Raw genomic sequence first — 11881 nt, 5'->3', positions numbered from 1 at the left:
GGGCCGACGCGACGCCAGCATTCGAGCTCGCCGCAACGGCGATCGATCATGGCGAAAGCCGCCGCTCACGCGGCCGCTTCGCGCACGACGAGCGCCGCCGCCTGCGCCTCGATCCCCTCGCCGCGGCCAAGATAGCCGAGCTTCTCGTTCGTCTTCGCCTTCACGTTCACGCGCTCGAGCGGCAAGCCGAGATCGGCCGCGATGTTCGCGCGCATCGCGTCGATGTGCGGCGCGAGCTTCGGCGCCTGCGCGACGATCGTGCTGTCGACGTTGCGGATCGAAAAGCCCGCCTGCGCGACGCGCGCGGCGCATTCGCGCAGCAGCGCGCGGCTGTCGGCGCCCTTGAAGCGCGGATCGGTGTCGGAGAAATGGCGGCCGATGTCGCCAAGCGCCGCCGCGCCGAACAGCGCGTCGGTGATCGCGTGCAGCAGCACGTCCGCGTCCGAGTGGCCGAGGAGCCCCCGCTCGTAAGGGATCGTCACGCCGCCGATAATGAGCGGGCGTCCGGGAACGAGCTGGTGCACGTCGTAGCCTTGTCCGATTCTGAAATCCATGTGATTCGATCCGAGTGTGATGCGATGGTGAAGATGCGGTTCAGGAAGCGCGCGCCGGATGCGCGAGGATCGCCTCCGCGAGGTCGAAATCCTCCGGGTACGTGACCTTGAAGTTGCGCAGGCTGCCCTGCACGACGCGCGGCGTGCGGCCCACCCATTCGATCGCGCTCGCTTCGTCGGTCAGATCGTGGCCCTCGAACTGCGCGCGCTGGATCGCGTCGCGCAGCATCCCGATACGGAACATCTGCGGCGTCTGCGCCTGCCAGAGGCCGTTGCGCGACTCGGTGCGCTCGATCGCGTCGCTGCCCGCCGGCACGCGCTTGAGCGTATCGGCGACCGGCAGCGCGACGATGCCGCCGACGGGGTCGTCCTTCAGCGCGCCGATCAGCGTGCGGATCAGCGCGGGCGTGATGCCGGGGCGCGCGGCGTCGTGCACGAGCACCCAGTCGGCGTCCGTCGCGCCGAATTCGGCGAGCTGGATCAGCCCGTTCATCACCGACGCCTGCCGCGACGCGCCGCCGCAGCGCCGCACCGCGAAGCGCAGGCCGGAAAAGCGGCGCGCGTCGAAGTGGGCGTCGTCGGGCGAGATCACGACGAGCGTCTGCGCGAACTCGCTGCACGCGTCGAACGCGGCGAGCGTGTAGTGCAGGAGCGCGCGTCCGGCGAGCGTGCGGTATTGCTTCGGCAATGCCGAGCCGGAACGGCTGCCGGTGCCGGCGCACGGAATCAGGGCAAAAAGTCGGGAGGTCACGGAAAGGGAGCGCCGGGAAAGATGAAATCGAAAGACGGATTTTATAATACGTCTTTCGCCGCGATGAGCCGCGCCGAGCTCGTCCGCCATCCGGCGTCCGCCAACCAGCCGCTCGCTATGTCAGACAACGCCTCCCCTTCGCAGTCCCCCATCGCGCTCGTCAAGGCGGGCCAACGCTTCGCATTCGACGGTGCGCACGGCTCCGCCGACGCGCTCGTCATCGCCCGCTATCTCGCTGCGCACCGCGCGCAGGTGCCGCTTCTCGCCGTGATCTGCGCGAACGCGGTCGACGCGCAGCGGCTCGCGCAGGAACTGCGCTACTTCGCGCCCGACGCGCGCGTGCGCGTGCTGCCCGACTGGGAGACGCTGCCGTACGACACATTCTCGCCGCACCAGGATCTCGTGTCCGAGCGGCTCGCGACGCTGCACGACCTGGGCGAAGGCCGCTGCGACATCCTGCTCGTGCCAGCGACGACGGCGCTCTACCGAATGCCGCCCGCGTCGTTCCTCGCCGCGTACACATTCTCGTTCACACAGGGCGAGCGGCTCGACGAAGCGAAGCTGAAGGCGCAACTGACGCTCGCCGGCTACGAGCACGTGAGCCAGGTCGTGCGGCCCGGCGAATACTGCGTGCGCGGCTCGCTGATCGACCTGTTCCCGATGGGCTCTCCGCTGCCGTACCGGATCGATCTGTTCGACGACCAGGTCGACTCGATCCGCGCGTTCGATCCGGACACGCAGCGCAGCCTCTACCCGGTGCGCGACGTGCGCCTCCTGCCCGGCCGCGAGTTCCCGTTCGACGAGGCCGCGCGCACCGCGTTCAGAAGCCGCTGGCGCGAGACCTTCGAAGGCGACCCGAGCCGCTCGCCGATCTATAAGGACATCGGCAACGGCGTGCCGTCGGCCGGCATCGAATACTACCTGCCGCTCTTCTTCGACGAGACGGCGACGCTCTTCCACTATCTGCCCGAGCGCGCGCAGCTCGTGTTCGCGGGCGATCTCGACGCGGCGATCAAGCGCTTCACGGCCGACACGAAGCAGCGCTACGCGTTCCTGTCGCACGACCGCGAGCGGCCGATCCTCGAGCCGCAGCGCCTGTTCCTGTCCGACGACGACTTCTATCTGCTCGCGAAGCCGTTCGCGCGGCTCGTGCTGCCCGCGCAGCCGGCGGGCGGCTGGGCCGCGCCGCTGCCGAACCTCGCGCTCGACCGCCACGCGGACGCGCCGCTCGCCGCATTCGTCGCGTATCTGGAAACGACGAAGAACCGCGTGCTCTTCACCGTCGAATCCGCGGGCCGCCGCGAGACGATCGCGCAATTGTTCGCCGAGCACCATCTGCGCCCCGCGGGCAGCGACAGCTTCGCCGCGTGGCTCGAGAGCGACGAGCGCTTCGCGCTCGGCGTCGCGCCCCTCGCGAGCGGCTTCGCGGTGCCGGGCGAAGGTTACGCGATCGTCACCGAGACCGAGCTGTACGGCGCGCTCGGCCGCCGCGCGGGACGCCGCCGCCAGGAGCAGGCGAGCAACGTCGACGCGATGGTGCGTGACCTGTCCGAGCTGAAGGTGGGCGACCCGGTCGTTCACGCGCAGCACGGCATCGGCCGCTACATGGGGCTCGTGTCGATGGATCTCGGCGAAGGCGAGACCGAGTTCCTGCATCTCGAATACGCGAGCGACAGCAAGCTGTACGTGCCCGTCGCGCAACTGCACGTGATCTCGCGCTACAGCGGCGCGGACCCGGACAGCGCGCCGCTGCACGCGCTCGGCTCCGGCCAGTGGGAGCGCGCGAAGCGCCGCGCCGCGCAGCAGATCCGCGACACCGCGGCCGAGCTGCTGAACCTCTATGCGCGCCGCGCGGCGCGCGAGGGCCACGCGTTCGCGCTCGATCCGCGCGACTACGTGAAGTTCGCCGACAGCTTCGGCTTCGAGGAAACGCCCGACCAGGCCGCCGCGATCGCGGCCGTGATCGGCGACATGACGAGCGGCAAGCCGATGGACCGCCTCGTGTGCGGCGACGTCGGCTTCGGCAAGACCGAGGTCGCGCTGCGCGCGGCGTTCATCGCGGTGCTGGGCGGCAAGCAGGTCGCGCTGCTGTCGCCGACCACGCTGCTCGCCGAGCAGCACACGCAGACCTTCATCGACCGCTTCGCCGATTGGCCCGTGAAGATCGTCGAGCTGTCGCGCTTCAAGTCGACGAAGGAAGTGAACACGGCGATCCAGCAGATCAACGAAGGCAGCGTCGACATCGTGATCGGCACGCACAAGCTGCTGTCGTCGGACGTGCAGTTCAAGCGGCTCGGCCTCGTGATCATCGACGAGGAACACCGCTTCGGCGTGCGCCAGAAGGAAGCGCTGAAGGCGCTGCGCGCGGAAGTGGACGTGCTCACGCTGACCGCGACGCCGATCCCGCGCACGCTCGGCATGGCGCTCGAGGGCCTGCGCGACTTCTCGGTGATCGCGACCGCGCCGCAGAAGCGGCTCGCGATCAAGACCTTCGTGCGCAGCGAGGACGAGAGCGTGATCCGCGAGGCGATGCTGCGCGAGTTGAAGCGCGGCGGCCAGGTGTACTTCCTGCACAACGAGGTCGAGACGATCGAGAACCGCCGCGCGATGCTCGAGGCGCTGGTGCCCGAGGCGCGCATCGCGATCGCGCACGGCCAGATGCACGAGCGCGAGCTCGAGCGCGTGATGCGCGATTTCGTCGCGCAGCGCGCGAACGTGCTGCTGTGCACGACGATCATCGAGACCGGCATCGACGTGCCGAGCGCGAACACCATCATCATGCACCGCGCGGACAAGTTCGGCCTCGCGCAGTTGCACCAGTTGCGCGGGCGCGTCGGCCGCTCGCACCACCAGGCGTACGCATACCTGCTCGTGCACGATCCGCAGGCGCTCACGAAGCAGGCGCAGCGGCGGCTCGAGGCGATCCAGCAGATGGAGGAGCTCGGCTCGGGCTTCTACCTCGCGATGCACGACCTCGAGATCCGCGGCACGGGCGAGGTGCTCGGCGACAAGCAGTCGGGCGAGATCCACGAGATCGGCTTCCAGCTCTACACCGAGATGCTGAACGACGCGGTGAAGGCGCTGAAGAACGGCAAGGAGCCGGACCTCACCGCGCCGCTCGCCGCGACGACCGAGATCAACCTGCACGCGCCCGCGATCCTGCCCGCCGACTATTGCGGCGACGTGCAGGAGCGGCTGTCGCTGTACAAGCGGCTCGCGAACTGCGAGCACGGCGATTCGATCGACGGCATCCAGGAAGAGCTGATCGACCGCTTCGGCAAGCTGCCGCCGCAGGCGCACGCGCTCGTCGAGACGCACCGGCTGCGGCTCGCCGCGAAGCCGCTCGGCATCGTGAAGATCGACGCGAGCGAAGCGGCGATCGGGCTGCAGTTCGTGCCGAATCCGCCGATCGATCCGATGCGCATCATCGACATGGTGCAGAAGCACCGGCACATCAAGCTCGCGGGCCAGGACAAGCTGCGGATCGAGACGCGCACGCCGGACCTCGCGGTGCGCGTGTCGACGGTGAAGGAGACGCTGCGCGCGCTCGGCCAGCCTCAGCAGTCGCGCGCGCAGGCGGCGGCACGATAGTTGGCGGGGCATGGGGCGCGGGGCGCGGCTGGCGGCTTCGTCGCCGAGCGACGCAGCGCATCCTTCGCGCGCGAGTCGCCGGCACGCACGGACAGCCGTCGGACGACCGGCTGCCGGAAGCCCCCCGCCCTAACGCGAGAAATCGACGGCCACGCCGTCGATCCACGTGCCCAGTTCGTCGACGCCGATCTCCGCGCCGCGTTTGATGCCGCCGAGCAGGCGCTTCAGCTCACGCATCATCGCCATCGTGAGAAAGTTGACCGGCGGATTGTCGAAACTCACGGTCAGCACGCGCGCGCTGCGTTCGATGTGCAGATGCGTCATCGTCGTCTCCTTGTTCGGCTGTTCGGCGCTGCGGCCGCCAAAACAATTACATCGACAAATGCAATTGTCTCGATATTAAGTTCCCAAATAAAACTTAGTCGCGCGTCGACGAGCGCGTCGCACCGACGGTATCCGGCCACAGGCCCGCCGGGAGCGTCGTCACGGATTCGCAGGACAATGCGGATCGCTCCGCCGACACATGCCAGCACACACACCGCGCGAACGCGCCGGATGCTGCGCCGCAAAGCGTCGCGCGAAGACGGGCCGTATCGTTTTTGAGTATGATCTTTGCATTCATCTGCCCATCTGCCGGAGCCCCGCCATGTCCGTTCCCGACGCAACGGCACCGTCCGCGTCCTCGCCCACCTCGCTAGCCGAACCGATCAGCCTGTCGTGGGTCGAGCGGCTCGTATCGATCGACACGACGAGCCGCGTGCCGAATCTCGGCCTCATCGAAATGGTCCGCGACACGCTCGCCGCGGCGGGCGTCGAATCGACGCTCACGCACGACGCCCGCGACGGCTGGGCGAACCTGTTCGCGACGATCCCCGCGCACGACGGCGCGACGAACGGCGGCATCGTGCTGTCGGGCCACACCGACGTCGTGCCCGTCGACGGGCAGCAATGGGACAGCGATCCGTTCAGGCCCGAAGTGCGCGACGGCAAGCTCTACGGGCGCGGCACCTGCGACATGAAAGGCTTCATCGGCGCGGCGCTCGCGCTGCTGCCCGAGATGCAGGCGGCAAGGCTCGCGCAGCCGATCCACTTCGCGCTGTCGTTCGACGAGGAGATCGGCTGCGCCGGCGCACCGCTGATGCTCGCCGATCTGAAGGCGCGCGGCGTCGCGCCCGCCGGCTGCATCGTCGGCGAGCCGACCGGCATGCGCCCCGTGATCGCGCACAAGGGCATCAACGTCTACCGCTGCTGCGTGCGCGGCCACGCCGCGCATTCGTCGCTCACGCCGAAGGGCCTGAACGCGATCGAATACGCGGCGCGGCTCATCTGCCACATCCGCGATCTCGCCGACGAATTCCGCGCGCAAGGCCCGTTCGACGAACTGTACGACGTGCCGTTCACGACCGCGCAGACGAGCATCATCCAGGGCGGCAACGCGGTCAACACGGTGCCCGCCGAATGCCAGTTCTCGTTCGAGTTCCGCAATTTGCCGACGCTCGACCCCGATGCGATCTTCGCGCGCATCGACGCCTACGCGCGCGACACGCTGCTGCCGCGGATGCGCCGCGAGCATCCGAACGCGGCGATCGAGTTCACGAAGGTTGCCGCCGCGCCCGGCCTCGACGCAGTCGAACAGGCGGCGGTCACGGAACTCGTGCGCACGCTCACCGCCGATCGGGAAAAGCGCAAGGTCGCGTACGGCACCGAGGCGGGCCTGTTCCAGCGCGCGGGCATTCCGAGCGTCATCTGCGGGCCCGGCTACATCGAGCAGGCGCACAAGCCGAACGAGTTCGTCGAGCTCGACCAGCTCGCGTCGTGCGAACGCTTCCTGCGCAAGCTCGTGCAGGGCCTGACGCTCGCGTGAGTCCGCGCGCCGCGGCGAGCTTCGTCTTGGCCGGCCGATCGGCCACCTCATCGATACGCGCACGCACATGTCGACTTCACCCAACCGCCCCGCTCATTTGACGATCAACGGCGAGCCGATTCCGACGCTCGACGAAATTGCCGCGCAACACTTCGCGCTCACGCCGTGGGTCATGCGCACGCCGGTGTTCGAGCGCGCGGACCTGCCGTCGCTCGACAACACGCACGTGAACTTCAAGTTCGAGCTGCTGCAGGCGAGCGGCAGCTTCAAGGCGCGCGGCGCGTTCACGAACCTGCTCGCGCTCGGCGCGGACAGGAAGAGCGCGGGCGTCACCTGCGTGTCGGCGGGCAATCACGCGGCGGCCGTCGCCTATGCGGCGATGCGGCTCGGCATGAGCGCGAAGGTCGTGATGTTCGACACCGCGAGCCCGGCGCGCATCGCGCTCTGCCGCCAGTACCGCGCGGAGGTCGTGATGGCGTCGAGCCCCGCCGAGGCGTTCGAGATCGTCCGGCGAATCGAGGCCGAGGAAGGCCGTTTCTTCGTGCATCCGTTCAACGGCTATCACACGATTCTCGGCACCGCGACGCTCGGCTACGAATGGGCGACACAGACGCCCGACCTCGATGCGGTGATCGTGCCGATCGGCGGCGGCGGTCTCGCCGCGGGCACGTCGACCGCGCTGCGGCTCGCGAATCCGCGCGTGCACGTGTACGGCGTCGAGCCGGAGGGCGCGGATGCGATGAGCCGCAGCTTCGCCGCGAATCACCCGATCCGGATGGGTGCGATGCACACGATCGCCGATTCGCTGATGGCGCCGCACACCGAGGAGTACAGCTACGAGCTGTGCCGCCGCCATGTCGACCGGATCGTCACCGTCTCGGACGACGCGCTGCGCGCGGCGATGCTCTATCTGTTCGCGCATCTGAAAGTCGCGGTCGAGCCCGCCTGCGCGGCCGCGACAGCCGCCTTGCTCGGGCCGCTGCGCGAGCCGCTGCAGGGCAGGCGCGTCGGCGTGCTGCTGTCGGGCACCAATATCGATTCGACGGCGCTCGCCACGCATCTCGAGCACGCGCGGCTGCACCGGGCAGCGCGGCCGTGACGCCGGTTATCCCCAGTTCATGTTGAAGAGCATGTTGAAAAGCCGCGGACAAGCGCGCTAACGCGTTGATCGCGCGACGTTTTCGGGGAGCGCCGCGAAATGCGTCGATAGTGCGCGCAGCGGGCGTGCAAAGCGATGCGGTTATCCCCAGTTTTTGTTGAAAGGGCTGTTGATAAGCATGGGGCAGCGGCGCTAACTGCTTGATCCGATTCGATTCGCCTGCGCCGGCGCGGAGCGTTGCACGATCGAATCGCGTCGGCCGCGCGCCGGGCCGGGCGGCGCGTTTTCCACAGATTATGTTGACAGGCTTGTTGATAAGCGGCCGGACAACTGCGTAAGTGCCTGAGCGCGCAGCGCTTTGCAGTCGCGCTCCCGGATGCGGCGGCGCGCATTTGCACGGTCGCGTGGTCGCGTGGTCGCGTGGTCGCGTGGTCGATCAAACACGACATTCGACGAGGATCAACGATGCGAGTGACTCATTCGACATGGATCGGCGGCATCGCGCTGATCGCCGCCGTCGCCGCGCTGCCGGGCTGCGCGACGTCGCCGCAGCCGGCGTCAAGCGATGCGCGCTGCGCGCAAGCCGGCGGCACGCGCGAACTGCAGGCGGACCTGCTGTTCGGCCGCGACATCGCCGGCCGCGGCCCCGTCACCGACGCCGAGCGCGCGCGCTTCGTCGCCGACGCGGTCACGCCGCGCTTTCCCGACGGGATCACGACGTGGGACACGCGCGGCCAATGGCGCGATCGCGAAACGGGCGGCGTCGTGCACGAGAAAAGCTTCGTGATCCGTATCGTCGCGCCCGACTCGCCCGCGACGCTCGACAGCCTCGCCGCCATCCGCCGCGCGTACATCGAGCGGTTTCATCAGCAATCGGTCGGGCTCGTGCTGGCGCGCGTTTGCGCGTCGTTCTGATCGGCCCGTTCCGGAATGCATTGCATGGCGGCCGGTCATTCGCCCTCCAAGTCGAAGCAGACCGAATATTGCCGGCGAGCGCGTCGCCCGCCGGCGCAACGGCACCGCGCCGCCATCGGCAATCGCCGCCGCCAAATCCGCGCCGGCAAAAAAACGGGCGCCGCCAGCGCCCGTTTCTTCGCGATGCGATCAACGCATCGACATTCGATCAAGGCTTGTTGCCCTCGAACATGTCGATGATCTGCCGCTTCTCCTCCGGCGTCACAGGCGGCGGCGTCAGGCCCGCGGCGCCCGCCGAGCCGAGCGCGTCGTTCGCGCTCACGGTGGGGCTCGCGGCAGGGTTGAAGTCGACGTTCGCGACAAAGCCCGCGCCCGGCGTGCGATCCGCGTAATACAGCTCGCCGTCGATCGTCGTCAGCCCGTCCGGCATCGCCATCTGCTGCTCGGGCACGCCGGAAAGCGCGGTGCGCATGTAGTTCACCCAGATCGGCAGCGCGAGCTGCGCGCCGAATTCGCGGCTGCCGAGGCTCTTCGGCTGGTCGAAGCCCATCCACGCAACGGCGACGAGCGATTGCTGGTAGCCGGCGAACCAGCCGTCCTTCGCGTCGTTCGTCGTACCCGTCTTGCCCTGCAGGTCGCCGCGGCCGAGCGCGTTCGTGCCGGCGCCCGTGCCCGCCGTCGCGACGGTGTGCAGCAGGCTGTTCATCACGTATGCGTTGCGCGCGTCGATCGTGCGCGTCGCGCCCGTGCCCGCGACCACCGGCTGCGCCTTTTGCAGCGCCTGGCCGCGCGCGTCGTCGACTTCGGCGATCAGATACGGATCGACCTTGTAGCCGCCGTTCGCGAACACCGCATAGCCCGCCGCGAGCTGCAGCGGCGTGACGAGGCCCGCGCCGAGCGCCATCGGCAGATACGGCGGCGTCTTCGCGGGATCGAAGCCGAAGCGCTGCGTTACGTAGTCCTGCGCGTACGACGTGCCGATCGACGCGAGAATCCGGATCGACACGAGGTTCTTCGAGCGCTGCAGCGCGGTGCGCATCGGCATCGGGCCGTCCGGCTGATCGTCGTCCTTCGGCTCCCACGGCTGGCCGCCCGGCACGCTCGGCGGGAAATAGAGCGGCGCGTCGTTGATGATCGTCGCGGGCCCGAGGCCCTTTTCGAGCGACGCCGAATAGATGAACGGCTTGAACGACGAGCCCGGCTGCCGCCACGCCTGCGTCACGTGGTTGAACTTGCTCTTGTTGAAGTCGAAGCCGCCCACGAGCGAGCGGATCGCGCCGTCCTGCGGCGCGACCGCGACGAGCGCGCCTTCGACCTGCGGCAACTGCGCGATCTGCCATGCGCTCTTCGCGTCCTTCATCACGCGCACGATCGAGCCCGGCTTGATCTTCAGCGCGGCCGACGCGCGCGCGCTCAACGCGCCCGCCACGAAGCGCAGCCCGGCGCCGTTGATCGTCGCGGTCGCGCCGCCGACGAACTGCACGTCGACCGCCGCGGGCGACGCAGCGAGCACGACGGCCGACTGCAGATCGCCGTTGTCCGGATGATCGGCGAGCGCATCGTCGATCGCCTCGTCGCGCTCGTCGCCCGCGGGCGGCAGCGCGACGAAGCCTTCCGGCCCGCGGTAGCCGTGGCGGCGCTCGTAGTCCATGATCCCGCGGCGCACCGCCTGGTACGCGGCCTCCTGGTCGGCCGCGTTGATCGTCGTGGTGACGGTGAAGCCGCGCGTATAGGTCTCGTCCTTGTACTGCGCGTACATCATCTGCCGCACCATTTCGGCTACGTATTCGCCGTGCACCGCGTACTGGTTGCCCGGCGTGCGCACATGGATTTCCTCCTTCACCGCCTGGTCGTACTGCTGCTGCGTGATGTAGCCGATCTCGAGCATGCGCTTCAGGATGTACTCCTGGCGCACCTTCGCGCGCTTCGGATTGACGACCGGGTTATACGCGGACGGCGCCTTCGGCAGCCCCGCGAGCATCGCCGCCTCGGCGAGCGTGATGTCCTTCAGGTCCTTGCCGAAGTACACGCGCGCGGCGGCCGCGAAGCCGTAAGCACGCTGGCCCAGATAGATCTGGTTCATGTACAGCTCGAGGATCTGATCCTTCGTGAGCGCTCGCTCGATCTTGTATGCGAGCAGCATCTCGTAGATCTTGCGCGTGTACGTCTTCTCGCTCGACAGGAAGAAATTGCGCGCGACCTGCATCGTGATCGTGCTCGCGCCCTGCCGCGCGCCGCCGTGCAGCAGATCGGCCACGCCCGCGCGGAGAATGCCGACGAAGTCGACGCCGCCGTGCTCGTAGAAGCGGTAATCCTCGATCGCGAGCACCGCCTTCTTCATCACGTCCGGGATGTCCGCGAAGCGCACGAGGCTGCGGCGCTCCTCGCCGAATTCGCCGAGCAGCACGTGGTCCGCGCTGTACACGCGCAGCGGCACCTTCGGCTGGTAGTGCGTGAGCGCGTCGAGCGAAGGCAGTTGCGGCCCCATCACGACGAGCGCGTAGCCCACGATCAGCGCGCCGACGACGAGCAGCGTCGCGAAGAGCCCGACGAACCACAACGCGACGCGCGAGCCGAACGTGCGCGAGCCGCTGTCGCGGCTCGTGCGGCGCGACGCGCGGTCGCCGTCATCGTCGTCATCGGTGTAATAGGCGCCGGCAGGCGAGCGTCGTAGCGAATAATGGTGCTCGTTCGTGGCGCGGGAGGAAGGCGGTCGTTTGATAATAGGCATGTCGGATGGGCGGCGCACGAGGCGCGCCTCGTGCACGCGCTGAGCGCGTGCGTGGAATCGATGGACGTAGCGTCGTGGAGCGTATCACGTCGACGGATCCCGGCGCGCGTCGGTCCATACGGCTGTCCGGTCCGCAGCGTGACAGCGCATTTTAATGAAATCGATCGCCCCCCTTCAGGATTTTTTGTAAAAAATCCCCCAGTTCGTTGCGCCGCGCACCGTCGTGCGCCGCGAACGCTCCTATGATGAAGGCGAAACGCGGCGCGACGCCTCCTTTCGTTCTGAAAGGCGCGCACGCGCAAAAAAATGGCGCGCGGCGCACTGGAAATTGCCGTCGCCGGCCATATGTTCGGTCGCGGCGGCCGGCATGCGCGCC

The 11881-nt window shown here is 68.4% G+C and carries 8 protein-coding genes; 4 read left to right on the top strand and 4 right to left on the bottom strand.

What is annotated here, in order from left to right; all coding sequences use genetic code 11:
- Positions 1-65 precede the first annotated feature (65 nt).
- Both ispF and ispD read right to left on the bottom strand, forming a co-directional pair.
- Positions 66-554, bottom strand: a complete 489-nt coding sequence (gene ispF, locus AQ610_RS07785; RefSeq protein ID WP_006026131.1) for a 2-C-methyl-D-erythritol 2,4-cyclodiphosphate synthase — start codon at positions 552-554, stop codon at positions 66-68.
- A gap of 40 nt (positions 555-594) precedes the next feature.
- A complete protein-coding gene (gene ispD, locus AQ610_RS07780) occupies positions 595-1305 on the bottom strand; it encodes a 2-C-methyl-D-erythritol 4-phosphate cytidylyltransferase (RefSeq protein ID WP_009912788.1) in 711 nt (236 codons plus the stop codon).
- Between the two features lie 21 nt (positions 1306-1326).
- Here ispD and mfd point away from each other — a divergent pair, with 21 nt between their 5' ends.
- On the top strand, positions 1327-4896 hold the full coding sequence (mfd, locus tag AQ610_RS07775) for a transcription-repair coupling factor (RefSeq protein ID WP_006026129.1): 3570 nt from the start codon (positions 1327-1329) through the stop codon (positions 4894-4896).
- A 129-nt stretch (positions 4897-5025) separates the two neighbouring features.
- Here mfd and AQ610_RS07770 read toward each other — a convergent pair whose 3' ends face one another.
- A complete protein-coding gene (locus AQ610_RS07770; RefSeq protein WP_006026128.1) occupies positions 5026-5220 on the bottom strand; it encodes a hypothetical protein in 195 nt (64 codons plus the stop codon).
- Between the two features lie 322 nt (positions 5221-5542).
- On the opposite strand from AQ610_RS07770, the gene argE reads away from it, so the two are divergent.
- The 3 genes from argE to AQ610_RS07755 all read left to right on the top strand — a co-directional run bounded on the left by argE (position 5543) and on the right by AQ610_RS07755 (position 8774).
- Entirely contained in the window at positions 5543-6760 is a 1218-nt protein-coding gene (gene argE, locus AQ610_RS07765; protein ID WP_006026127.1) for an acetylornithine deacetylase, read from the top strand.
- Positions 6761-6827: 67 nt separating this feature from the next.
- Complete coding sequence (locus AQ610_RS07760; RefSeq protein WP_009912791.1) at positions 6828-7859, top strand: threonine/serine dehydratase family protein; 1032 nt, start codon at positions 6828-6830, stop codon at positions 7857-7859.
- A gap of 465 nt (positions 7860-8324) precedes the next feature.
- Complete coding sequence (locus AQ610_RS07755; protein ID WP_015601734.1) at positions 8325-8774, top strand: DUF3574 domain-containing protein; 450 nt, start codon at positions 8325-8327, stop codon at positions 8772-8774.
- 208 nt (positions 8775-8982) lie between these two features.
- Here AQ610_RS07755 and AQ610_RS07750 read toward each other — a convergent pair whose 3' ends face one another.
- The gene (locus AQ610_RS07750) at positions 8983-11505 is read right to left on the bottom strand and encodes a penicillin-binding protein 1A (protein ID WP_043282505.1); all 2523 of its coding nucleotides are present in this window, start codon (positions 11503-11505) and stop codon (positions 8983-8985) included.
- Between the last annotated feature and the right edge of the window lie 376 nt (positions 11506-11881).

Origin of the sequence: Burkholderia humptydooensis (genome assembly GCF_001513745.1) — a bacterium.
GTDB lineage: Bacteria > Pseudomonadota > Gammaproteobacteria > Burkholderiales > Burkholderiaceae > Burkholderia > Burkholderia humptydooensis.
The sequence above is the reverse complement of the archived record's forward strand: the minus strand, read 5'-3'. Positions and strand labels throughout refer to the sequence as shown.